This is a genomic window from Hymenobacter fastidiosus (assembly GCF_039539565.1).
GTDB lineage: Bacteria > Bacteroidota > Bacteroidia > Cytophagales > Hymenobacteraceae > Hymenobacter > Hymenobacter fastidiosus.
This window is the reverse complement of the sequence record NZ_BAABDJ010000040.1, coordinates 170,758-192,894: the sequence shown is the minus strand read 5'-3', so window position 1 is coordinate 192,894 and position 22,137 is coordinate 170,758. Positions and strand designations below refer to the sequence as shown.

The window sequence follows — 22,137 nt, the reverse complement described above, 5'->3', positions numbered from 1 at the left end:
AACGCATGGATTAGCTTGGCAAACATCAAACGGGTGCTCAAATTCTGCTAACTCAAACAGCTTCTAAAGGAGTCGGAAGGCCTAGTTTCTGCTTGCTGGCGGCGCGAAATTCGGCCATCGCATCGGCAAACTGCTGCTTAGCTTGCTGTTCTTGTTCGTACCGGTCAGGTGTAACTTCCATGTCTTGATTTGTGCTCCCTGTCGAAAGGTTTGCAGGTTTCAAATTTTGCTCAATGGTACATAGTGCTTTGCCCCGCAATATGTGCAGCCCGTCAACGACTTGCAAGGGTCCCGAAAATGTGGCGGTCTAATTGGCCCGCATTTCAAATACCCCTGATCCGGGAAGCTTGGAAATGATGAGCGCAATTTTGCGCCTATTGTACAGAGGAATTTAGACGGCTTCATTTTTTACCGTCCTCCCAAACAGGAATGCCCGCAGCAGGACCACGGGCGTTCCACCAACACAGGAAATGATATAAGCTTCAGGACAGGGAGGCATAGGACTTATGCTGCCTTACTACGGGGCATATAGGGGCGTTCCTCAATGGCCTCAACAGTCCTCTCTTCGGCAATAGCCACCGTTCGCACAATCGTCCACAAGTTGAGCACGTCGCTCAGAGCCCAGACAGTAAATCCGCCCGGCTCGGCCTCGGTGGTTACCTCCAACATGCGGTACTCGGGGTCGATGGATAAAATACGGCCGACGGTGGTGGCAAGGACACGGTAAAACATGCTCGACGTGTCACCCGGCATATCGTGGAACTCATAGAGGGTCGTCAGGACGCAGAGCGTACCCTTTGCCAGCCATTGCCACGCGGCTACCGGCTCCACCACGGCATACGCGTCCTGGTCCAAGCTGGTTTCGGCAGCGGGCAGGCGCATCACCTGACACTGGCGGCGGGCCTCGTCCTCGGTCAGCGGGCAGGCATGGGTAAAGGCAACGGGAACAATGTGCTGGTGGTCCCAGAAGGTCACGTTATCAGCAGCGGGGAAGGGGGCAGCGGCAGTAGTAGGGCTGGACATAAAGCAGTAAGGAAGTAAGGCGAAAAGGACATCTGTAAGCCCAAAACTAGACATTAATTTCTGGTTCAACTAACTGAAAATCAATATAATAATATAGTCAGCGGCAAGTGCAAACATCTTCCGCATGACCTGCGGAAATAGTCCGCAACTGCTCTGCCTCCCCGCGTGCTGTTGGTCGGTTGGCAGCTCCGGCGTGCAGGGTACGAAATGATATTGGGGAATTGGTTGGGCGGTCAGGTTGGCGGCACACTTTTGAGCCACGACTTTCCCTTTCCCGCCCGCTCCGCATCTGTAGTTACAGGTTTCGGGAAGTAAGCCAGCATAGGGACGGGCGGTCAACGACGACCCCACCGGGGTGTTATTAGATCGGTTTCCCTTTGGCGCTGGCTGCTGAAAAGTACCCGTTAGGTCATTCATCATACCCTCACGAAAAAATTTCAAAATCCTTTTTCCTTGCAGGTGTAAAGTATTGCAGCTCTGAGTTTCGCCAAGTTAATTTTCATTCGGCTAACTACCCTGACAATCAGAACTTAGCAGGCCAGCGTCCGGGTAGGGGCACCAGCTTACGGGCAGCCCCGCGTAGCTCTCTTTTGACGTGGGTAGACAACGCGAAACCCTTGCCGGTAAGCAGTAACCGACGAGCAGCGCGACGACGAGGAGGCAGACGTTGTATATAGCCTTGGCGTTCGAGGTCGCACACGTAGCGCCGCAGCAATCCGGCGCTCAGCCAGCCAGTACAAAGCTCAGCGGCCGTCGGATTGACGCCTGATTCCTTGCCCATCGTATCCACGGCAACCAGCAGTAGCAAAGCCGCAGGAGGAAAGCCATGCTCTGTCTGTATATCCCGCAGGGTAGCACCGCAGACTATGGCATAGAGCCAAGGATTCGGGTCACTGGCGGAAGGTTTGTAATAGGGCATAGCAGTAGCGTGGGCTGTGTTTTTGAGGGGTGACAAAAGGAAGGTTCGGATAGTGGCTTAGCAGCCAGGGTGTAGGCGGATAGTGGAGAAAGCTCTATCAGTCCTTCCCACCCTCACGCGCCTTGCTAAAATCAGTGTCGGATAGTAGGGCGGGGGTTCACTTGGGAGTACCCCATTGAGCAAATTGCCCCCCCCACCCTACTGTCCGGTTCTAATGGAAAGGCTACGGGCCGACTTTTGGCGGGACACCCACAGAGAGCAGATTAATAGCACCCATAGACGGCTGTTATTTCATTCCAGGGCGTACCCGCTTCGGTCAGTTCCCGCAACTGCTGCATAGTGGCGGGCAGGTCAAGAAAGGCCCGGCGGTTCGTCTTGGCCTTCGTCACGTTGTTTGGAGTAATCGAGGCCAGCCACTCGGCAACATCGCGGCGGGCGGCCGCAGTCTTCCGCTGGTTCTCCGGCAGGGCAGTTTCGACGGCAGTGAGTGCCTCTCCTTTCTCATGGGCCAGCGTCGGCAGCAAGTCGAGAAAGCCGGTTAGCTCGGGGCTCAGGTCGAACAGGGGGCGGCTGGTGTCGATATAGTGAACCAGGGCGGCACGGGTTTCCGGCTTTTGCCAGTCTTCGCAGTACAAAGCGTCTGACATGCCATCTGTGAACCCGCTCAGCAACTCTAACTCGTAGGCAATGATTTGGAGGGCACCCAGTTCGAGTAACAGGGCTTTTTGAGCAGTTGGCCGCAGTGTACGGTAGCGGGCGGCTCGGGCCTCTTGCTGGTCACACAGTAAGCCATTTGCATACTCAATGGCAGACTCAATAGACACGGGGCGCTCAAGGGTGGCGGTGTCAAGCCACAGGGCGGTTTTGTAGGGCATTGGTTCAGGGGATGTGGGTGAGAAAATGCAATCAGGAAAGTGTTTTAGGTGGTGGCTGCCCAGCTCGGCGGATAGCCAAGCCACTGCTCTAGTATCAGGTCGGCTATGTCAGCTCCCTTATTCTTCTGCTCACCGGGGGCGTTCTTTTCGAGGAAGTCCGAAACCTGGATATTAAAGCCTTGACCGCGCAGCTTGGCGGCTTTATTGGTCCACTCCTGATACTCCTTGCCGTAGGCGCTGGTGTCAGGATAGAGCACTATGCGGCGGTTCTTGACGGGCTGCAACCGCTCGGTAGTCAGACTGCTTTTTGACCCCGTCGCAAGCCAGATGAATTGCGGCATATAGGGCGTACAAATGATGGCCGTTTTCTCGCTCTCCACAATAGCCACGGGTTGATCGGCGGCGGCGGTGCGGAGTTGCGGCAGGCCGAACAGGCAAGGGCTTTTGAGGTTGCTGGTATCGCTGTAGGCAGGCAGCCAATCGGGGAAGGGTTGCCCCCGACGCCGAAAGGATTCTTTTAGCGCCGTGTGCGCCCACGTTATTTTGTCGCCTGTTTCCTTCACCCGGTGGAAGGTTTCATCATAGAGCATGATTTTCCCGCCTCGTACGCGGTCCTGCTCATCAATGTACCAGTACACGCAAGCCCCCGGCCGGTGGGCCGACGTACCGACGTGGAATCGGGTCAGCAACCCGTCGGCTACCCCTAGCCCAAAGTGCCGCCCCAGCAGCCGGGCAAAGGTATTGCGCTCGTATTGGCCTAGCGTGGCCCGGAACACTTCTTCCGGCGGGCTTATAACTGGCGGAGGTGGTACGGGAGTGGGGCGGGGCTGATAGGGTCGAATTGTGGGCGTTAGGCAGTGGCCGTTACGCTCGGCTTGTTCTACCTGCCAAGCGTAACTATCACCGCCGCCGGCTGGGCGGTTGTAGGGGTGCAGGGAGTAGGCGCACTTAATTTCCCTATTACACCTGCCATACTCAAGCGGTAATATTTGACCCGTCCGGCTGTCGAGGTAGCGCCGGTACTGTCGGGGCTGCTCACATGCCGGACACGTCTCCTTTTTAGGCGCGAGGATGAATCGATAGTCTGTTCTGTGCATGAATCAGGGGGTTTCTGTTCACGTTCACGCTGTTCACGCAGAGCGAGACACCGTGAACAGCGTGAACGTGAACAGCGTGGACAATCAGTTGGAAGACGGTTTGAGCGGCCGCCATTTGCAGACCCACCCCACAGAAGCGTCAAGCGCCTCGGCTATTTCACGCATCGGCTTCATTCCCCAATCTGTCTCCCAGAGCTTCCTCTTCTTCTCCTCTAATTCTTCACTCTTCTCGCTACGGGGGGCTTCCTCACGAGCCAAATGATTGAATTCCTCATCTGGGCCGATTAGGCGCACGTCCAAATAGCCGGGGGCGTTTGTGATTTCGAAAACCAAGACCCCCGGCATTTCCTCGTCGTTTCGGTTCTTGACTTGCTTTATGTAGCGCACATTCGGCCCTGTCACAGACCGGCCAATGAAGAAGATTGAATCCGCGAAATTGGATAGGTGCTTGCTGCCTGCCAGGTGGTTAATATGCAGGGGGACAGTATCCGGGATTTTTGGAGTGTGAGCAAGCACCAAGCTCGAAATACCGCGCTCAATCTGTAGCCGCTTCAATCCCCGCATAATCCCCATACTCACGTCGGCGTCGGCGGTATTTTTCATCGCCAGGGCCGTGATATTATCTACAATGACAACCCGTGCCCCAGTGCGGTCTAAGTCTGCATGTATCTGGTCAAAGGTGAAATCAAGAGCATCCAACGCAGCGGGGTTCATGTCCCCGGTTAGCATTTTATCAGTGAACGGGAAGTCGGCAAATCGCTTTTCAAATTGCCGGTCAGTCAGCTCAAAATCATACAAGAGTACTTTCTCCTCAACATCACAAGGCAGCCCCAGCAGATGTGTTTTTGAAGAGCTGATAACATCGCCGATATGCACGGCCAAAACGCTCTTGCCGTTTCCGGGGCTGGCTACTAAAACTGTAATGCCAGGAGTTTGCATTAACGGCCCTAGCAGGCTTATAAGCGGTGCTTGGCTTTGCGCATCCTGCTTTCTGGCTGTAGCGGAGCGGATGCGCGTGACAGGCTCTGGCAGTTGCTGAGCTGCCGCCACAACTTGTGCGCCGTCGTTTAGCAATCCAGCTATATTGAATCCTTGCGGCTGGGTCTGACTATCCATTGGCGCGGCCCTCCCCTACCTTCTTGGCATTTTTGCTCTGCTTCGGTTTGGCCGTTGCCTTGCGGCGGGACTTGGTCGTAACGGCCTTGCGAATGGTCTCCAACAGTTCGGGCGCGGGCTTGGTTACCTGGGCCATGTCTTGCGCTGCCCACTCAGGGCGTGACTGCATAAGGTTCTCACCCAGCAGCGCGACAATACAGCATTCCAATTCGGCTCCGGTCAGGGAGAAGCGGCGGCATATGTTGGCGGTGCCGGTGGGGCTGAACGCCAATACCGGGACGGATGTCAACAAAGAAAAGAGCGGCCGCTTTTCTTTGAGAAGTGTCCAACCTTTGCTATCTTCGTAGTGAAGCTCCCCAGCTACAACAACGGATTTTTCTAACGCGCTATTCTGCATAAGATTAGCGCGTTTTGTTTGTGGTAGACTTCCGACGAGCGTGCAGCCGGGTTCCGTCCGGTTTGGTGCGGGACTTCAACGCCTCAAGCACTTCGGGGCGTGAGTAGAAAACACGGCGACCCACCGTGAGCGGGTTCAAGATGCCTTCACGCTCCCAATTGCGGATTGTCTGAGTGCAGATTTCAAACTCGGCCTTTAGGGCTTTGCGGGTCATCATCTGCTCCTGCTGGGATTGCTCCTGCTGGGCGCTCTGCCACTTGTGCAGGTCTTCGGCCATCCATTGCGCTACTGCCTCCCGCAAACCGGGGAAGGCCATAGCCACGAGTGCGGCCGGATCAGGGTGGGTGCCGAGGTTGTTGGCCGAGGCATTGTGAGGGGTATTTCTGGTCATGTTTGCCAATGCTGTTTGTTTCAGCACCAGCAAGTTGACACTCTTTAAATCCTAATTAATATCTGTCGGGTGCTAGTCGGGCAGATGTCGGCTAGTAGAAACACAAACCAAGGAGAAGTCGGGAATATGTCGGCTGTAATAGTTCTTGGCTTGTCGGGTGCCAGTCGGGGCTACTTGAAGCCGTGAAATCTCATGGCTTCCTCTACCTCAGCTTTTGTTTTGTCCCAAGCATTGCCATTTGCTACTCTCGGTCTAGCTTTTCCGGTGCGTTCGATTCCGTATTGTTTCAAAAAACAAGCATCTGCGGCCTCTGCGCCTGACAGAAGTAATCTTTTTCCCCTTAAAACCCTGACGAGAGCCAGAACCTTCTGTATAGTAGCTACCGAAGTAGCGCGGTCAAGAGAATTTACTATTCCTATTCTTGCTGCAATTAGATTGGCGTCAGACATACTGAAACCTTTGAATTCCAGCTCCTCGTCGCTTTCATTTTTTACTGACCCCTCAACAACTTCTAAATCTCCGCCAATCTCATTGAAAAACCACTTTTCATTGTAAAGGGCCGCTTTTCCGGTTGCTTCTTGCTCTTCCTTGTCTTCGAGCCACTCCTGCACAAACTCTGCCCTAATCCTATTTTTAGAAGCACCCCAGAAGACACCATTAGATCCGTGCTGCGTAGACAGGGCTAACGCTTCTTCTTCACTGAGTGGCCCCTGATATACAGATAGGGCAATACCGTCATAGGTTATGGCTGTACCGTCCGTGAAATAGCCCTGGATATCGACCGTTCTTAACATCCCACGTACATATTCCCGGTCGCAAGCGTCGCCATAAAATTCCGAATCTAGTTGGCCTTTTATCTCCATAGGCCAAGATTGAAGCAGATTCAGAAACAGCCATATCTCCGCGAAGCGTTTACCGCAGTACGGGGTTGGCAAATTCTGCTCCCAGTGAGTGCTTCCATCTGAGTTGGCAGTTTCGCCATGCCAAGACAAGGCGTTTGATTCGCGTTGAAAATATTGCGTTTCCTGGTCATGCATAGTATGCGACACTGTGCGGCCGTACTTCTTTGCCATGAAGGCAAAGTGTCGGCGGGCATATTTTTCCCGCTCGTATTTCGTTTCCCCTTTGTAGCGTGGCATATCCCGTGATTAGTTGCTTCCTATTTCGCCCCAAAGCTTTTCAAACTCGGCCTGCTGGTGGCCTTCTTGTACATCAATGTACCGGCTCATACTCTTGTAGCTTCGCCAACCACCGGCTTTCATAATAACAGGAATTGGCATCCCTCCCGCAACAGCTATGGAGGCGAACGTTTTTCTCCCACTGTGTGAGCTAATCAATTTGTATTTGGGATGAATAGTACTCTCACGCACCCCGGCCCTCCACACTAGCCACTCTGTGGGCTCGTCCAACCCGGCGCGGTTGCAGAGGTCTTTGATGAAGACATTAAACTTCTGATTCGTGATGGTGTGCACCCTGCCCGCCCACAAGTCATCGAGAATACGGCGGGCCTTTGGGCTAACCGGAATAGTCAGGGCGTGACGCGTTTTTTGGGTTGTTAGTCGCAAACAATCACCCTTATCATTCTCAGGGCGCAGACCCTTCACGTCGGAGAAGCGAAGGCCGGTGTAGGAACTTAGTAGAAACAGGGCGCGAACGTTAGCCAGATAATGGCCTTCGGGGAGCGGGAATGCTTCGAGTTGGCGTAGTTCGGCGGCGGTCAGGGCTATAATCGGGGTGTCGTGTTTGGCCCATTTCCAATAGATAAACGCTTGGTTCGTGTGGCGTTCCCGGCTGGTGGCGTCGCGTAGAAACTGTTTGAGCAATGAAACTTGCTTTGATATGCTATTGTCAGAAATCAGGGCAATCTTCAGCAAGTGTTGAGTGAAAGAATGCCCAAAGTCGGCGGTTAGGTCCTCATATGTGAGGGCCTGCTTCCTCCGCCCTTCCGGTGTGCTGGCCCAAAATCTTGTTAGGTGGCGTAAAGTCGTTCTAAAGCTCTTGACGGTCGCAGCCTGCTTAGTCAGGCAGGCACGCTCAATAAAGCCCGCAAAATCGGCTAATACTTGGGGGGTTTCTTCGACAATTGGCGTCTCGGCCTCCTTCGGCTCCACTACGGCCCGCAGTTGCTCAGCAGTTGGCAGTACCCTATTGGTGAGCTGGTCGCGGTGGTAGGCCAGTAGGTTTCCCCGCATCATGTCGAGCCGTTGGTTCAGGCTGTCGTACTCCTCGGCCAGCCTCTTTCGCTCGGCCTTATCCTTTACCTCAGCGGCGGCAAATACGGTGCGTATCCGTTGCTCCTGGGCCAGCCAGTGAGAGGGCGGCACCGAAATGCCGGTGTACACCTTTGAGCGTCGGCCATTAGCCGAAAGCATGAAAAAGAGCGGGGTCGGCCCTGTGGCTGCGGGCTCTTTCAAGTAGGTTTTCAGCGTTGCCATGCCTTCGGGATTTATTACTCCCTGCAAGATACAAACGAACAATGAAAGGGGACGCTTTGGGGGACACTATATTGACACTTATCTCCCTATAACAACCGAAAGACTACGATATATTGCCCTCCTACGGCGTTATAGAAGTATTTCGTAAATTCAAGTAACAATGGTTCGATTCCAATCATTACCACATAAAAGCCCGTTCCCAAATCAGGAACGGGCTTTTTGTGGTGTCAGCGTTTCAAAACGAGCTGGCGCCGGGCTTGCCGTAGCGTAGCCGGATTAGCCTGTTTATCCGTGGTTCAGCGGCGGGCAGCACAGGTAGAGCATCGATTCTGACTACTTCTTTTTGCCGTTTTTCTTATCCGTCAGGGTAAGCTTGATCGTGCCGTTCGGGTTCGTCACGGCAACCGTCTCGTAGTTACGGGTGATGCCGTCGTTGAAAGTTTCCGTCCAGGTAGAGTTGAATACCTGCCGCTTAACGGGCCGCGAAGCCGCGGGCACGGTACCCGTCCAGACCGACATGCTGTTGCCAGAGGGAGTGACCATGAATTTCTCCTGGGTCATATCCAGGCAGCTGCCAATGCCGGACACATTCAGCAAAGTGTTGGTAATGCACACTTTGCGGTCGGTTTTCTGCACATACGCGCCATTACCTTGCTGAACGGCACCGCCAATAGTATTCTGCGCCTGAGCGGCCGTGCCGCCCAAAACCAGACCGATGAATACCAATGCGTGGGCAGTAAGCTGATGGAGAGTTTTCATGGGAGGAAGGAAAGTGAAATGAGGTTTTAGTTGCTCCCGGAAAACCAATTACTATACCACAATTACCTAAGAGGTACCTGAATAGCCCCGCTACGGGTAAGAAATAGTTTCGTTGCGGCCTAGTGGGCTCACCGGTGCAGCTGTTTCGCCAGCCAGCCCTGGTTTACCGGAGCTACGAGGCAGCGGGGTGCCCACGGTAGGGCAAGCCCCAGAGCCGGTAACTTTTAGGGGAGTGAATAGGGTATTGCCGTTCAAAACACTTAAATATCAGGTAATTAGCTGATAGACCTGTTCCCAAATACTAACAGGACTTACGCAAACCCCTATTCACCAAGCCCCAGCGGGGCGGCATGTGGGTAGTAGCGGCCTGCAATAGCAGAACGAAGCCGCCTCCGTTGGTACCCAGCTCCTTGATGGCCACTAGGGCCGCCATCGGCCCCCGGCTCACGGCCACCCGATCCCCTTGCAGCGTGACGAGCGGCGGCTGGCCCTGCATGGTCAGGGGCGTGCCGTTGAAGGCCAGCACCAAGCCAATAACCAGGCACAGCGGCAGCGGCAGGCGCGTAATGCCCTTAACGAAGTAGTTGTAGAAGTTGCCCAGCTTCTCGGTGATGCGGGTTTGCAGGGCGTTGAAGACCACCCGGCGGCGGCAATGCCGGTAGCGGCATTCATGAACTGCAGAAACGTGATGACCACCAGCTGCGAGAGGTACGAGAGGCCCGACTCGCCGGAATAGTGCTGCAGGTTGCCGTTCACCAGAAAGGAAATGGCCGTGTCGAAGGCTAGGTCGGGCGTCGTGCTGGAGTTGCCGTCGGGGTTGAGCGGCAGCAGGCCCTGGGTGCAGAGAATCAGCAGGGCCAGCAGCAACCACACCAGGTTGACGGTGAGCAGCGCTACCAGGTGCTGCTGCCAGCTCATTTCACGGTTGGGGTCGAGGCCGGCGAGGCGGAAGATGCTGTGTTCCAGGGGCGCCAGGAAGTCCAGTGGGTTCTTTTCGCCCCGAAACACGCGGGCCAGGTAGTGCCTCAGCGGCAGGGCCAGCCCCAGCGTGACGAGGTAAATGGTGGTGATGCCCAGTAATTCAGAGGTCATATCAGTTGAGAGTTGCCAGTTGCCAGTTGCCAGAATTGAGATGGGCCGGCACCATTACTGGCAACCGGCAACGGGAAAACTAGAATCGCTCCGGCTTCAGCAGCACGTAGACGAGGTAGCCGAACGTGGCCAGCGAGAGGACAAACAGAGTAATTGTCATGGCGAGGCGGCGGTTAGATGTGGTCGAAGTAGTCGACGGCCTTGTAGAAGGGCCCGAGGCCGGCGGCCGTGAGCAGGGGAAGCAGCAGGAGTGGTGCCATCAGAGAAGGTGTTTGAAGAAGTAGGGCGTGCCGGTTCCGGGTCCAAATTCTGCCCCAGGTTTCCCAGTGAGGTGAAATTGCTGTATAATGCTTTGATATTCAGCTATTCAGGCAATAAGACGCCGGCCAAGCCGGCCGCTAAGAAGCAGGGACTGGTAGCATTTTGCCAGGCTGACCGTAGCGAAATGCGGCAGTCACCGCCATCGACCAGAGCGGCTGGAACGAGTGTCCGCTTGCGAAATCTTTAGGGTGGTGCCACCGCCGGAAATTCATAACCTTTGTTTGAAACGGGGCCGGCACGGAGCCGTATTTTTGCTACTACATTTTGTTTGATGGCTGTTACCCAATTCGTGCGTCCGCTGGTGCGGCCCTTTGCCGAGTTCTTTCGTCGCGAGGCCGCGGGAGGCATCGTGCTGCTGCTAAGCGCCATGCTGGCGCTGGTGCTGGCCAATACCAGCTGGGGACCGGCCCGGTACTTTCCGGCGCTGTGGGATGAGCATTTGCGCATCGCCTTCAACGGCCTGGTGCTGGACAAGAGTCTGCTGCACTGGATCAACGATGGCCTGATGACGGTTTTCTTCCTGATCGTGGGCCTGGAAATCAAGCGGGAGGTGCTGGATGGCGAGCTGGCTACTGTGCGGCAGGCGGCCCTGCCGCTGGCGGCGGCGCTGGGCGGAATGCTCGTGCCGGCCCTGCTTTTCACGCTCTTCAACCGCGGCACGCCCACGGCCGGGGGCTGGGGCATCCCCATGGCCACCGACATTGCGTTTGCGCTGGCCGTGCTGCAGCTGCTGGGCCCCCGGGTGCCGCTGGGCCTCAAGGTGTTTCTCACCGCCCTGGCCATCGTCGATGACCTGGGGGCGGTGCTCGTCATTGCCGGGTTCTATACCCGCGAGCTGCACCTGAACTTTCTTTACCTGGCCCTGGCCACCTGGGCCGGGCTGCTGGGGCTCAATGGGCTGGGGGTGCGTAGCCTGGGGCTGTATCTGGCATTGGGAGTGCTGCTGTGGTACTTCACGCTCGAATCGGGCATCCACGCCACCCTGGCCGGCGTGCTGCTGGCCGTGGCCATCCCGACCCGCATCGGCCACGACCGGCCGGCCCTGCTGCGCCTGCTGGAAACGCGGCTGCGCTTTCTCAACGATGAAGTACACGGGACCGACGCCGACCCGCGCACCATCAGCGAGGAGCTGGAAGAGCTGGCCGAAACCATCAGCTCGCCGGCGCAAAAGCTGGAGCAGCGGCTGCATTCGGTGGTCGCTTTCGGCATTATCCCGCTGTTTGCCTTCGCCAATACCAGCCTGGTTATTGATGCCTCGGCGTTTGGCGCGCTGTTATCGCCCCTCGGCCTGGGTATTCTGGCGGGGCTGCTGGTGGGCAAGCCTCTGGGCATCGGGCTGCTGGCCTGGATTGCCGTGCGCCTGGGCTGGGCCACGCTCCCCCCCGGCGTGACGTGGCGGCACCTGTGGGGAGCCGGCATATTGGGCGGCATCGGCTTCACGATGTCGCTGTTCATCACCCTGCTGGCGCTGGGCGAGCATTCCCCGGGCGAAGCCATAGCCAAGCTGGCCATCCTGCTGGCCTCCCTGGTATCGGGTGTGGTGGGCTACCTGCTGCTGCGCTTTACACCCGCCGCCGGCTCATCCGGGGTTGTGGCCGCTCCTCCCCTGATAAAGCCGTGGGCAGTCGATAGCCAGTCGGGGTAGGATAGGCTGAAAAGGCACGACCGATAGAACTCTGGTGCGGCGCTACAGCCCGCACTCCTGCATTTTGCGGTAGAGCGTCGTCACGGCTACGTTCAGCGTGCGGGCCGCTTCGGCCTTATTGCCGTGCGCTTCCTGCAGCACCTGGCGAATGTGGTTGCGCTCCATGCCGCGTAGCGTCCATTCGCCGTCGGTGGGCGCATCAGATGTCGCTGGGGCCGTGTTGTCGAACTCGGCGGGCAGGTTGCGGCGGTGAGCAGGTCGCCGTCGGCCAGGATGACGGCGCGCTCCAGCACGTTCTTCAGCTCCCGCACGTTGCCGCGCCAGTTGTAGTGGGTGAGGTGGCGCAGGAAGCGGCGGCCAGGCCGCGCAGGCGCTTGCGCAGCTTGGCCGCGTACAGGTGTAGAAAGTAGCCGGGCAGCGGCTCGATGTCCTCGCGGCGCACGTTCAGGGGCGGCACCGGCACCGTGAACACGGCCAGGCGGTAGTACAAATCGGGCTGGAAATGGCCGGCATCGGCTTCCTGGAGCCGGTTGCGGTTGGTGGCGGCCACAATGCGCCCGTTCACCGACACGGGCTTGGTGTCCCCGATTTGGGCGAAGCTCCGGGTTTCGAGCACCCGCAGTAGCTTGGCCTGCGGCTCCAGCGCCAGCTCCCCGATTTCACCCGGAAACAGGGTGCCGCCGCTGGCTTCCTCCATCAGGCCCTTCTTGTTGGCCAGGGCCCCGGCAAAGGCCCCTTCGCGGTAGCCGGACCATTCCGATTCGAGCAAGTCCTTCGGAAAAGCCGAGCAGTTGACGGCCACGAAGGGCTGGCGGCGGCGGGGGCTGGCGTGGTGAATGGCCTGGGCAAACAGCTCCTTGCCCGAGCCGCCCAGCCCCTACCAGCGTACCGACGTGAAGATGGTCCCCGACCTGTAATCCGCTTAGGTGAACCAGCGCCGGTAGATGGGCTTACGCCAGGCAAACTGCGCCCACATGGCCGGGTACAGCAGCGCATCGAGCAGCGGCGAGGCCGTCCGGAACTCAATAGCGTCCACGATGACGCTGCCGCCGTGCGGGCCGGGCTCGATGAGGTGGCGGTGCCGCCAGTAGCGCAGGGGCGCGGGGGCGGTCTGGGCTTCATCCACGAAGTAGAGCGTGCCGTCGGGCCGCTGGCCGTGGTCGGTAATCAGGCTGGTCCAGCGCTGGTGCAGGGGGCCGGTTATCAGCTCAATTTCCACCCGGTCGCCGGTGCGGCAACCATCGAAGCGGTGCAGCCTGAGCCTGGGGAAGGGCGGGGCCAGGGCCAGAAACAGCTCCCGGGTGAAGCCGGCCAGAACCTGGGCGCGCGGCAGAGGAAGGCGGGGCGGCAGCGAGAAACTCCGGGGCGCGGCAGAAGCGGGTGGCGCGGGAGGGATCAAGACGCCGGCGGCAGTGAATCCAGGTAAGCTTGCACCTGCTGATGGAAGGCCCGAAAACTTTCTGACCGGCTGACGAGCCAGCTGATATCTAGGTCGGCAGCCAGGGATTCTACAATGGGATTGGAGTGCTTGGTTGAGCATTTGCGCGCGCCGTACACGGCCTGTTTCGCCTCCGGGCGGGGCTGGGTTTCCAGCGGGACGTTCTTGGTGGAAGTTGGATTATCGGTCCGCAGGCGCAGGTACCAAAGCCAGTGCTCGATGCATTACACCGGCACCAACAAGATTGCCTTAGTCGCCCAGCGGCTGACCGCTTCGTGCATCGCAGCTCGTTTCTGCCGCAAGGCCGAGGAGGAAAAATCGTCCAGGTCGCGCCCGACGAAGAAGCAGTCCTGCTGATAGTCAGACAGACCTACCTGGCAGGCTTCGGCAAAAAGACTATCGACCTGTTTTTTATTAGTAGCCTGGTAGCGGTGGCTAAACGGCTCATCCAACTCAAAATACCAGGGCGTACCGAGTGCCACGGCTTTTAGATAGTGGTGGAGGAATAAACGAATGGCATCATCCTCACCGAAGTAGCCATATTTTATTGCTTTCATAGGGGTACGCCACCTAGGAAACCGGATACCCAATGCTCACCTAATGCATCCGTGTAGTGGATGGGTGGCAGGTTTTTTTCGGCGTTGCGGGCGTTGGCGGGCTCAATAATATCATATAGGGCATTGCGAATTACAGTTTCACCGTTTTCCCGGTCGAAAACGGATATGTTTTCGGGTGTGTCAGTAAAATGGTCTACTACGTAGGGGCTATGGGAGGTGATAATGATTTGAATATCCCGAAGCTCGGCCAGCTCAAAAATAAATTCCATTACTTCCTTAATACGCCGGGGGTGGATGCCTTTTTCTGGCTCCTCTAGCAGCAGTAATTTGGGCGGGTCGGGCTGGTGAATAATGCAAAGAACAGCTAAAAAATATAGAACCCCTTCTGATACTTCCTCTGCCCAGTATCCAGTGTCATTTTGATCAAAGAACTTAAGCTTCAATTTCCCAATCTCATTTGGATCGGCGGGGGTTGAAATTGATGTCAGAGTTCCTACACAACGCTCTAAATCTCTCTCCAATGATTTGTAGCGATTTTTGTGATTCTGGCTAAGTGTAAATAGAAATGATATTATATTTGAGCCATTAGAATTCAATCTATTTTGTTCAGATATATTTGTACTCATTAAAAAAGCAGAAGGCTATATTTTGTGTAACCTAACTCCTTTAAATAGTTTTTTTAGATTCAAGGAGGCACTGCCCATGTATTCTTCGTTTGCATCTCTATAAAAAGAATAGCCGCTAAATACATGGTTGATATATAAGTTATCATACTCCATTAACTCAGTAGCAAAAAATCTTCTGTTTTCGTCTTGAGGATCCCAATCATAACCAATCAATATACTGATAATTTTTTCTTTTGAATCTGATATTGCTGCTTTGAAGTTGATTGTGTCACTTGGTTCTTTATTAGATGAATAGGCCCTGGGTAAAATGGATGGAAATATTGATTCTAATTTGTCATAATTTTTAGGGTAGAGCGTCGTGATGAGGCCGAATACGTTTATTCCCTTCAAAAAATTCGATTTCCCCGAATTATTAGGCCCAATAAACAGGTTCACTTTCCCAAGCTTGACGCTGGCATCACGGATGCTGCGGAAGTTCTGGATGCGGATGGCGGTGAGCATAGGGTGGTGGTCGGAAATGGCGAGGCAGCGAATATAAGGGACTTCCGTGCCTTCTACCCGCCGCCCCTTGTGATGTAATCGGCTGCTTACCCCAGTAACTCCTCGATATCTTCCTTGGTCAGGCTCTTAATAATAGCCTCGTCCGTCGTAATCAAATCCGTGACGAGCTGAATCTTCTTGTGCTGCAAGGCCAGGATCTTCTCCTCCACGGTGTTCTTGGTGATGAACTTGTAGGTGAACACCGTGCGCTGCTGCCCGATGCGGTGGGCCCGGTCCACGGCCTGGGCTTCCACGGCGGGGTTCCACCACGGGTCGAGGATGAACACGTAGTCAGCGGCGGTGAGGTTGAGGCCCACGCCGCCGGCTTTCAGCGAAATCAGGAACACGCGCAACGCCTCGGTTTCCTGGAAGCGAATCACCTCCTTGTGCCGGTCGCGGGTGTTGCCGTCGAGGTAGGCGTATTCTACCTGCTTCTCATCGAGCGAAGCGCGCACGATGTCGAGGTGCTTGACGAACTGACTGAACACGAGAACCTTGTGGCCTTCGGATACTACGCTGCGGATCATGCGAATCACCTCCCGCAGCTTGCCCGACTCGTGCTCGTAGTCGGCGTGGGCCATGCGCGGGTGGTTGGCAATCTGACGCAGCTTGGTCAGGCCCTGGAGCAGCATAAACTGGGTGCCCGCCGTGCCGTGCTCCTCAATATTCTTGAGGATCTTGTTGCGGTAGTAGCTCTTGGTTTCCTCGTAGCACTGGGCCTGCTCCTCCGTCATGGGGCAGTAGCTCAGGTGCTCAACTTTGGCCGGCAGCTCGGTGGCGACCTGGGCCTTGTGCCGCCGCAGGATGAAGGGCTTGATCAGGGCGTGGAGCTTGCGGGTGCGGCCTTCGTCCTTGCCCTTTTCGATGGGCTTGAGGAACTCCTTGCGGAAAAACGTCTGGGTGCCCAGCAGGCCGGGGTTGATAAACGACATCTGTGACCACAGGTCCATGGTGCTGTTTTCCACCGGCGTGCCGGTCAGAATCAGGCGGTGGCGGGAGCGGAGGTTGCGCACGGCCTGCGAAGTCGTGGAGCTGGGGTTTTTGATGGCCTGCGACTCGTCCAGAATCACGTAGTCGAAGCCGTAGCCGCGCAGCAGCTCAATATCCAGCCGCACGATGCCGTAGCTGGTCAGCACCACGTCGTAGCCGGCAAACTGGTCCACGTTTTTGTCGCGGTAGGTGCCGGTGTAGGTCAGAATACGCAGGCCCGGGGTGAACTTCTGGGCCTCGCTCAGCCAGTTATAGACCAGGGACGTCGGCATCACCAGCAGGGAGGCCGCACCGGTAGCGTCGCCGCTTTCCTTGCGGTCGAGCAGCAGGGCCAGCGTCTGAATAGTGTTGTGGGTGAGCACGCAGTTGTCGGTCACGTACAGGCGGTCGGGCGCATCTACGGAAATGCACTGCGCGGGCATGGTGCCTACCAGCTCCACCGCTTTAATGCCACGGTAGGGCTGATACTTGGTTTTGGGCCGGTACAGCGCCACCTTCCGGCTCAGCCGGAAGGGAATGATATGCGGTGGCAGGCTCAGCGTGAGCGTGTAGGCTTGCTGGCCCGTCCGGCTTTCGCCCAGGTGCGAGTAGCCCGGCACTTTGCTCGACTGCCGCACGGTGCCGCCCAACGACTGCACCAGGAACGTGACCCCCTCAATCAGGCCCGTAGATACGGAGGTGAACTGGCTCACGTCGCCGGAGCGGGACACGTAGCCGTCGGAATCCATCAGGCCCTGCAATACCGCCAGGCGGGCAGCGGCATCGTTGAAGAGGTAGGCTTCGGGAATGAACTTGTCCTTCGACAGCTTGCCCTTCAGGCCCAGCGCCCGGATATTCTGCATCAGCGCGTTGGTCCAGCCCGGCGTGTTCTTCACGAACGTGTAGTCGCAGGTGTTGCTCTTGCGGCGCATCGTCAGATTTGGCGGCAGCTCCCGGGCTACGTAGTTCACGATTTCCACGTCGGTGGTGGAAAGGCAGATGCTATGCTGGCGGAAGCAGCCGTCGCCGAGCAGCAGGCCCATAAAGTACGGGTCAACCGGCACGGGCCGGGCGGCCAGCGCCACGGGCTTCACCAAGGGAACAAACCACTTGGTGTTGCCGTGCGGGTCGTACAGGTCGTGGCGCAGCTGGGCCAGCTCTTTCACCTGGTAGCCCTGGCCCCGGTACTTCTGCACCGGGCTCTGTACCGCCCACAGGTGCTCGGCGCAGCACTCGGCGGTAGCGCCATCAGTGAACGTGACGCGGAAGATTTCCTTTTCGCCCTGCGGAAATACCCCGGTTACGCGCGAGGTCTGTCCCTGCGAGTTAATAACGGCCTCGCCTACCCGCATGTCGCCCATCGTTTTCCAGCCCGTCGGGGTCAGAATGCGGGCGTGCAGGGGCTGAGCCTTGCCCAGCCCCATGTCGTCGGCCAGGCAGCCGCCAAACTGGTAGTCTTTCACGAAGTGCAGCCAGTTGTAGCCCGCCTTCTGGTAGGGCCGCAGCTGCCCTTTGAAGCCAGTAGGCATGGGCCGGTCTTCCACGGCTTCAAACCCGCGCAGCTTCTCCAGCTTCCTGGACATGGTCACGGTGGCCAGGTTGCCGTTCTGCAGATCCGAAATCAGGGCCAGGTGGTGCTTGCGCAGAGTCAGATGCTGCTGGTGCTCCTCCGAGAAGGCAAACAGCTCCAGGTACTGGGTGAACCATTCCTCCGGGATGATGGCAATCTGGCCGTTGGGCAGGCGGTACTCGTGGCGGCGGTTCAGGATGTAGGGCCGCAGCTTGATAAACGGAATTTCAAATTCGCCGAAGCGCACCGTGCCGTGTACGTCGAACCAGTCGTTGCCCTCCGTGATGCCGACCTGCACCGTTACCGAGCCGATAAAGTAGTCCTTGGTAGAGGTCGTGCCCTGCTGCACGGTGAAGCCCAGGCGGGCCAGCTCTTCGGCGTGGCTGTGCAGCCAGCGGAACGCGGTGGCTTTCTCCAGCATGGCGCGCCCGTTGCGTACTTCCAGAGCCCGGTCGGCCAATTCCCGGATGATTTCCTGCTCGTGGTCGAGGTTGCGGACGAGGCGGTGGAAAATGTAGGAATCGGCGTTCTTTTCCAGCTTCACGCACACCCGCTTGTCGTAGCTGTTGTGCACGGTGTGGTCGCCGTAGCGGAAGCTCAGATCGAAGTGAATGTGGTCGGAGGGCACTACGGTCACGGCGGCGGCGGCGTCGCTGGTCCGCCGGGGGGCGGAGCGGCTGCGCTCCTCTTCAGTAGTAATGACGGCGCCCGGGAGGTCGGAAAACGTAAGCTGGGGCCGGGCCACGTAGCGCTCCGAGCGGATATCGAAGCCGCGGGCATGGACGTCGAACGATTCCACGAGCGGCGCGACGAACCGCTGGAAATAGCTGTCCTCGACCTGCCGGGGAATGATGATAAACTTCTTGTTCAGAAAAGGCTGGAGCTTCTTCCCGTCCACGTCGTTGCGGAAATCGTAGAGCTGGTCGCCGAGCAGCATCCAGGCGGGCTGAGTGCAGACCAGCACCGCGCTTTTGAACTGGAAGTCAAGCCGCTGACCCTGGTACTGGATGGTCGGGAAATAGTGGGTACTGTCGTCGTTGCGGCGGAAATGAAACAGCACCGACGCCGGCTCCGGCGCCACGCCGATTTCCTTCCAGGTGGGCTCCCCGTCTTTGCCCATGATAAAGACCTGCTTGCCTTTCAGGCGCTCCAGAATCTGACCCATGCGGTCCTGCACGTGGCGGCAGATAGCGTCCTGCAAGCCCTTATCGCCTTTATCGGCGTCATAAATCTTCAGAAAGAACTCGGCGGGAGTGGTCTTCTTCGTCCAGAACTCTTTAATCACGGCATCCTGCTGCACCTGATCGGTGAGGGCAATCAGCTCGAAATCCACTTCATCCAGCCCACCAGCAAACTCCGGGGCATTCCTGGCCGAAACGGTCTGGTGCTGTAGCGTCAGCTGCCCGCGGGCATTGCGCTGCACTACATAAGACTCAAACAGATAGCCCAGATACTCGTGTTCGAGTAAGGAGTAAACGATTTGAAAAGGCTGTGAAGTGGAAACCTTCATAGTCGTATTGCCAACGGAAAATGAGGATTAAATTTAAGGTTCAAATACTAAGTAGTCGATTTTTTCATAAAAAGTAAAATTAATTATGAAAATATTTATATTATTAAGTATATCTGGCAAAGGCCCCACAGCAAGGTGGGGTAGAGAGAATACCGGTCGAGCGGGCAAATAGTTATAGGTTGTCGCGCAAAGCCAGCCGCGAGGCATTCAACGCCGGTCGGATCGAAACGGTAATCGTGATGACGATAATGGCAATGCCCGTCAGGACGATATCGGAAAGCTGCATTTTCACCGGGTAAGAATCGACCACGCTGGTCGCCATGCCCATCGACACGATGTGGAAGGTTTGCTGCAGCCAGCAGATGCCGACGCCCAGCGTGAGGCCCACGATGGCGCCGACCTGGGCTACGATAGCGCCTTCAAACAAAAATACGTTGCGCACCGTGTGGCTGGTAGCTCCCATGGCCATCAGAATGGCAATGTCCTTCTTCTTGTCGATGACCAGCATCGAGAGCGAGAAGAAGATGTTGAGCGAGGCGATGAGCAGGATGAAGGCGAAGGTGATGAACACGAACATCTTCTCCACCTTAATAGCTTTGAGCAGGCTCACGTGCTGCTCATCGGAGTTGTAGACGTGGAAGCCCGGGCCCAGCAGCTTTTTAAGATCTTCCTGGGCTTCGTCGATGGTGCGGCTTTCGCCGACCTTGATTTCCAGGGCCGTCCGGCGGGAACCGTACTTGAGCAGATCCTGGGCAAAGTTGATGGGCACGAAGATGTAGCTGTCGTCAATGTGCTGCTCGATGAGGAACACGCCGCCGGCAATAATGCTCTGTTCGGTGAAAGCCGTTTCGGGGTTCATCGACAGCGTCTTCTTGCCCGTGTTGCGCGGGTAGAGCAGGCGCAGGGGCGCAAACTTGTTCTCGATGGCAATGCTGAGCTCGTGCTGCACGCCGGCCCCGATCAGGGCGTAGGGCTCATCCTGGCGGGTCAGGCGGTGGTCGCCTTCCACGATGGCGGAGTCGATATTGCTCTGGGCAAAGTAGTTGTCGCTGACGCCCTTGAGCTTGACCACCATCTGGCGGTCGTGGTACTGAAGCAGGGCATTATCTTCGATAACCTCGGTGACCAGGGCCACCCCGGGCGTGGCCCGGATGCGGTTGAGCAGGGCTTCGTTGGTTTCGAACGACTTGCCCTGCACCGCCGAAATCAGCAGATCGGGGTCCGACTTGCCGTAGAGCGTGCGCACCAGATCTTCCAGCCCGTTGAACACCGACAGCACAATAATCAGCGCCATGGTGCCCACGGCCACTCCCACCATCGAAATGTTGGAGATGATGCTGATGATATTGCGCTTATTCTTGGACGAGAAATAACGCCGGGCAATGAGCAAGGGAACGTTCATGCAGGGCGTAGACGAAAGAAGAGAGTGAGGGAAAAGGTGAAAAACGCAGGGGGCACAACACCGGAGCAAGATACGGTTCCAGGCTCAAAAAGTCGTGCTTACTTCCAGGCTTTCACGATCAGGCCGGTGCCCGAATCGTGCCGGGTCGTCGAATCCATCCAGTTCAGCAGCAGGCAGAACGGGAAGGTGACTAGGTAGTAGAAGGGCAGCAGCAGGAAAAACCACTTCGAGGCCCCCAGCATCAGAATGGGATATTTCATGCTCAGCCGCCACGAAATCTGGCCCGGTTCGCCGTAGCTGTACTGGGCCTCAATCCGCTCGAAGCCGGCCGTGCGCAGCTTTTGCTGAATCTCGTGGATGTTGTAGCCGTCGCGCACGTGCTCCTCAATGAAGCTGGTTTCGCCGTCGGAATGCACGTCGGAGCCGCCCTGGTCGGAAGGCGTGGAGATGAGCAGCATACCGCCGTCCTTGAGCGAGGTGTGGATGTTGCGGAACACTTCCACGTCTTCCAGAATGTGCTCCATCACGTCGACCGACAACGCCAGGTCGAAGGTGTTGGGCTCCTGGTAGAGCACGAGGTCCTGGACGGCGAACTGCACGTTGGTACGCCCGATCTGGCGGAAGAAATGGTTGGAATCGGCAATCTGCTCGTCTTTCACGTCGACGGCCAGGGTCTGCCATTTCTTGCTCAAGCCGCTCATCCAGTAGGTGTACTGGCCGTAGCCGGAGCCGGCATCCAGAATGGTCAGCGATTCATCGAAGCGGCCGGCGGACCACTGGCGCAGCTCCCGGTGGACGTGCCAGGTGCGCAGCAGCAGCAGGTCGAGCAGGAAGTAGAACAGGCGACGCAACAGTGGGGTACGGTTGAATACCTCGCCCAGAGACTTCTTAATCGGGTCGTAATACAAGTGGTGAGCTAGTGAAATTGTGAAATTGTGAAGCGGTAGGAAACCGGGGATTGGAGTCGGAAAAACTCACAAATTCACCAGCTCACAACTTCCCCTTTACTCGTCTTCGTCGGCGAACAGCTTGGGGCGCTGGGGGGCCTTGTCGGCGGCGGGCTCGTCGGTGGCCTCGGGCGTTTCGGCCGGAATGTGCAGCGTGCCGAGCACGGCGTCCATGTGGGCGGCGTACTGGGCGCTATCGTCGAGGAAGAACACCAGCTCGGGGATGATGCGCACCTGCTTGCGGATGCGCCTGGCCAGGGCCTGACGGATGGCTTTGCTGTTGTCCTGCACGTTGGCCAACAATCCTTCGCCGCTGCCGGCGAGCAGAGCGCTCAGGTAGATGCGGGCCACGCCCAAGTCGGGGGAGATGCGCACGGTGCTGATGCCGGGGGGCAGGCCGGGAAACAGGTGGGGCAGGTCGCGCTGAAATACGGCGGCCAGATCCTGTTGCAGGAGGCTGGCAAACTTTTGCTGTCGTTTACTTTCCATAAGAACTGGCAAAGATAGG

The 22,137-nt window shown here is 57.1% G+C and carries 24 protein-coding genes; 1 reads left to right on the top strand and 23 read right to left on the bottom strand.

The genetic code is table 11. From position 1 onward, the window contains the following. Positions 1-52: 52 nt before the first annotated feature. From ABD833_RS18940 to kdpF, 13 genes are all read right to left on the bottom strand, one after another. The gene (locus ABD833_RS18940) at positions 53-286 is read right to left on the bottom strand and encodes a hypothetical protein (RefSeq protein WP_345075151.1); all 234 of its coding nucleotides are present in this window, start codon (positions 284-286) and stop codon (positions 53-55) included. A gap of 218 nt (positions 287-504) precedes the next feature. Next, positions 505-1,023 carry a hypothetical protein gene (locus ABD833_RS18935; RefSeq protein ID WP_345075149.1) on the bottom strand — a complete coding sequence of 173 codons (519 nt, stop codon included), beginning with the start codon at positions 1,021-1,023 and terminating at the stop codon, positions 505-507. A 1,182-nt stretch (positions 1,024-2,205) separates the two neighbouring features. Beyond that, the gene (locus ABD833_RS18930) at positions 2,206-2,817 is read right to left on the bottom strand and encodes a hypothetical protein (RefSeq protein ID WP_345075148.1); all 612 of its coding nucleotides are present in this window, start codon (positions 2,815-2,817) and stop codon (positions 2,206-2,208) included. Positions 2,818-2,861: 44 nt separating this feature from the next. Then, the gene (locus tag ABD833_RS18925; protein ID WP_345075146.1) at positions 2,862-3,914 is read right to left on the bottom strand and encodes a DUF6371 domain-containing protein; all 1,053 of its coding nucleotides are present in this window, start codon (positions 3,912-3,914) and stop codon (positions 2,862-2,864) included. Positions 3,915-3,998: 84 nt separating this feature from the next. Continuing rightward, complete coding sequence (locus tag ABD833_RS18920; RefSeq protein WP_345075145.1) at positions 3,999-4,988, bottom strand: AAA family ATPase; 990 nt, start codon at positions 4,986-4,988, stop codon at positions 3,999-4,001. A gap of 34 nt (positions 4,989-5,022) precedes the next feature. After that, positions 5,023-5,427 carry a hypothetical protein gene (locus ABD833_RS18915; RefSeq protein WP_345075144.1) on the bottom strand — a complete coding sequence of 135 codons (405 nt, stop codon included), beginning with the start codon at positions 5,425-5,427 and terminating at the stop codon, positions 5,023-5,025. 4 nt (positions 5,428-5,431) lie between these two features. Continuing rightward, positions 5,432-5,851 (bottom strand): MerR family transcriptional regulator, encoded by a 420-nt coding sequence (locus tag ABD833_RS18910; protein WP_345075143.1) that lies wholly within the window; start codon positions 5,849-5,851, stop codon positions 5,432-5,434. A 137-nt stretch (positions 5,852-5,988) separates the two neighbouring features. Further along, complete coding sequence (locus tag ABD833_RS18905; RefSeq protein ID WP_345075142.1) at positions 5,989-6,957, bottom strand: hypothetical protein; 969 nt, start codon at positions 6,955-6,957, stop codon at positions 5,989-5,991. Positions 6,958-6,966: 9 nt separating this feature from the next. Further along, positions 6,967-8,253, bottom strand: coding sequence for a site-specific integrase (locus tag ABD833_RS18900; RefSeq protein WP_345075140.1), 1,287 nt, complete (start codon positions 8,251-8,253; stop codon positions 6,967-6,969). Between the two features lie 333 nt (positions 8,254-8,586). After that, the gene (locus tag ABD833_RS18895) at positions 8,587-9,012 is read right to left on the bottom strand and encodes a hypothetical protein (RefSeq protein WP_345075139.1); all 426 of its coding nucleotides are present in this window, start codon (positions 9,010-9,012) and stop codon (positions 8,587-8,589) included. 301 nt (positions 9,013-9,313) lie between these two features. After that, positions 9,314-9,613 carry a potassium-transporting ATPase subunit KdpA gene (locus ABD833_RS18890; RefSeq protein ID WP_345075155.1) on the bottom strand — a complete coding sequence of 100 codons (300 nt, stop codon included), beginning with the start codon at positions 9,611-9,613 and terminating at the stop codon, positions 9,314-9,316. Further along, positions 9,511-10,104: a potassium-transporting ATPase subunit KdpA gene (locus tag ABD833_RS18885; protein WP_345075138.1), complete on the bottom strand. Its 594-nt coding sequence runs from the start codon at positions 10,102-10,104 to the stop codon at positions 9,511-9,513. Before ABD833_RS18885 ends, ABD833_RS18890 begins: the two co-directional genes overlap by 103 nt. A 79-nt stretch (positions 10,105-10,183) precedes the next feature. After that, positions 10,184-10,264 carry a K(+)-transporting ATPase subunit F gene (gene kdpF, locus ABD833_RS19420; RefSeq protein ID WP_425553728.1) on the bottom strand — a complete coding sequence of 27 codons (81 nt, stop codon included), beginning with the start codon at positions 10,262-10,264 and terminating at the stop codon, positions 10,184-10,186. A 432-nt stretch (positions 10,265-10,696) separates the two neighbouring features. Between kdpF and nhaA the strand changes: the two genes are divergently transcribed. Next, positions 10,697-12,070 carry a Na+/H+ antiporter NhaA gene (nhaA, locus tag ABD833_RS18880; protein ID WP_345075136.1) on the top strand — a complete coding sequence of 458 codons (1,374 nt, stop codon included), beginning with the start codon at positions 10,697-10,699 and terminating at the stop codon, positions 12,068-12,070. Positions 12,071-12,112: 42 nt separating this feature from the next. Here the strand turns inward: nhaA and ABD833_RS18875 are convergent, their stop codons facing one another. The 10 genes from ABD833_RS18875 to ABD833_RS18830 all read right to left on the bottom strand — a co-directional run bounded on the left by ABD833_RS18875 (position 12,113) and on the right by ABD833_RS18830 (position 22,118). Continuing rightward, the gene (locus tag ABD833_RS18875; RefSeq protein ID WP_345075134.1) at positions 12,113-12,235 is read right to left on the bottom strand and encodes a helix-turn-helix domain-containing protein; all 123 of its coding nucleotides are present in this window, start codon (positions 12,233-12,235) and stop codon (positions 12,113-12,115) included. A gap of 133 nt (positions 12,236-12,368) precedes the next feature. Beyond that, complete coding sequence (locus ABD833_RS18870; protein ID WP_345075154.1) at positions 12,369-12,944, bottom strand: sigma 54-interacting transcriptional regulator; 576 nt, start codon at positions 12,942-12,944, stop codon at positions 12,369-12,371. 48 nt (positions 12,945-12,992) lie between these two features. Then, complete coding sequence (locus ABD833_RS18865; protein ID WP_345075133.1) at positions 12,993-13,469, bottom strand: SRPBCC family protein; 477 nt, start codon at positions 13,467-13,469, stop codon at positions 12,993-12,995. 263 nt (positions 13,470-13,732) lie between these two features. Further along, positions 13,733-14,065, bottom strand: coding sequence for a hypothetical protein (locus ABD833_RS18860; RefSeq protein ID WP_345075132.1), 333 nt, complete (start codon positions 14,063-14,065; stop codon positions 13,733-13,735). Continuing rightward, positions 14,062-14,691, bottom strand: a complete 630-nt coding sequence (locus tag ABD833_RS18855) for an AAA family ATPase (RefSeq protein ID WP_345075131.1) — start codon at positions 14,689-14,691, stop codon at positions 14,062-14,064. The genes ABD833_RS18860 and ABD833_RS18855 overlap by 4 nt, the downstream gene beginning before the upstream one ends. Positions 14,692-14,706: 15 nt before the next feature. After that, positions 14,707-15,192 (bottom strand): AAA family ATPase, encoded by a 486-nt coding sequence (locus ABD833_RS18850; RefSeq protein ID WP_345075129.1) that lies wholly within the window; start codon positions 15,190-15,192, stop codon positions 14,707-14,709. Between the two features lie 86 nt (positions 15,193-15,278). After that, the gene (locus ABD833_RS18845) at positions 15,279-19,280 is read right to left on the bottom strand and encodes an SNF2-related protein (RefSeq protein WP_345075128.1); all 4,002 of its coding nucleotides are present in this window, start codon (positions 19,278-19,280) and stop codon (positions 15,279-15,281) included. Between the two features lie 172 nt (positions 19,281-19,452). Further along, positions 19,453-20,682: an ABC transporter permease gene (locus tag ABD833_RS18840; protein WP_345075124.1), complete on the bottom strand. Its 1,230-nt coding sequence runs from the start codon at positions 20,680-20,682 to the stop codon at positions 19,453-19,455. A 98-nt stretch (positions 20,683-20,780) separates the two neighbouring features. After that, positions 20,781-21,590 carry a class I SAM-dependent methyltransferase gene (locus ABD833_RS18835; RefSeq protein WP_345075123.1) on the bottom strand — a complete coding sequence of 270 codons (810 nt, stop codon included), beginning with the start codon at positions 21,588-21,590 and terminating at the stop codon, positions 20,781-20,783. A 96-nt stretch (positions 21,591-21,686) separates the two neighbouring features. Further along, positions 21,687-22,118 (bottom strand): ribosome-binding factor A, encoded by a 432-nt coding sequence (locus tag ABD833_RS18830; RefSeq protein WP_345075121.1) that lies wholly within the window; start codon positions 22,116-22,118, stop codon positions 21,687-21,689. Between the last annotated feature and the right edge of the window lie 19 nt (positions 22,119-22,137).

Excerpts from the sequence above, each read along its gene's own strand:
- nhaA (WP_345075136.1), top strand. The coding sequence starts at position 10,697 with ATGGCTGTTACCCAATTCGTGCGTCCGCTGGTGCGGCCCTTTGCCGAG.
- ABD833_RS18935 (WP_345075149.1), bottom strand. The coding sequence starts at position 1,023 with ATGTCCAGCCCTACTACTGCCGCTGCCCCCTTCCCCGCTGCTGATAAC.
- ABD833_RS18855 (WP_345075131.1), bottom strand. The coding sequence starts at position 14,691 with ATGAGTACAAATATATCTGAACAAAATAGATTGAATTCTAATGGCTCA.
- kdpF (WP_425553728.1), bottom strand. The coding sequence starts at position 10,264 with ATGACAATTACTCTGTTTGTCCTCTCGCTGGCCACGTTCGGCTACCTC.
- ABD833_RS18850 (WP_345075129.1), bottom strand. The coding sequence starts at position 15,192 with ATGCTCACCGCCATCCGCATCCAGAACTTCCGCAGCATCCGTGATGCC.
- ABD833_RS18925 (WP_345075146.1), bottom strand. The coding sequence starts at position 3,914 with ATGCACAGAACAGACTATCGATTCATCCTCGCGCCTAAAAAGGAGACG.
- ABD833_RS18840 (WP_345075124.1), bottom strand. The coding sequence starts at position 20,682 with ATGAACGTTCCCTTGCTCATTGCCCGGCGTTATTTCTCGTCCAAGAAT.
- ABD833_RS18930 (WP_345075148.1), bottom strand. The coding sequence starts at position 2,817 with ATGCCCTACAAAACCGCCCTGTGGCTTGACACCGCCACCCTTGAGCGC.
- ABD833_RS18885 (WP_345075138.1), bottom strand. The coding sequence starts at position 10,104 with ATGACCTCTGAATTACTGGGCATCACCACCATTTACCTCGTCACGCTG.
- ABD833_RS18905 (WP_345075142.1), bottom strand. The coding sequence starts at position 6,957 with ATGCCACGCTACAAAGGGGAAACGAAATACGAGCGGGAAAAATATGCC.
- ABD833_RS18895 (WP_345075139.1), bottom strand. The coding sequence starts at position 9,012 with ATGAAAACTCTCCATCAGCTTACTGCCCACGCATTGGTATTCATCGGT.
- ABD833_RS18860 (WP_345075132.1), bottom strand. The coding sequence starts at position 14,065 with ATGAAAGCAATAAAATATGGCTACTTCGGTGAGGATGATGCCATTCGT.
- ABD833_RS18875 (WP_345075134.1), bottom strand. The coding sequence starts at position 12,235 with ATGGAGCGCAACCACATTCGCCAGGTGCTGCAGGAAGCGCACGGCAAT.
- ABD833_RS18915 (WP_345075144.1), bottom strand. The coding sequence starts at position 5,427 with ATGCAGAATAGCGCGTTAGAAAAATCCGTTGTTGTAGCTGGGGAGCTT.
- ABD833_RS18845 (WP_345075128.1), bottom strand. The coding sequence starts at position 19,280 with ATGAAGGTTTCCACTTCACAGCCTTTTCAAATCGTTTACTCCTTACTC.
- ABD833_RS18900 (WP_345075140.1), bottom strand. The coding sequence starts at position 8,253 with ATGGCAACGCTGAAAACCTACTTGAAAGAGCCCGCAGCCACAGGGCCG.
- ABD833_RS18830 (WP_345075121.1), bottom strand. The coding sequence starts at position 22,118 with ATGGAAAGTAAACGACAGCAAAAGTTTGCCAGCCTCCTGCAACAGGAT.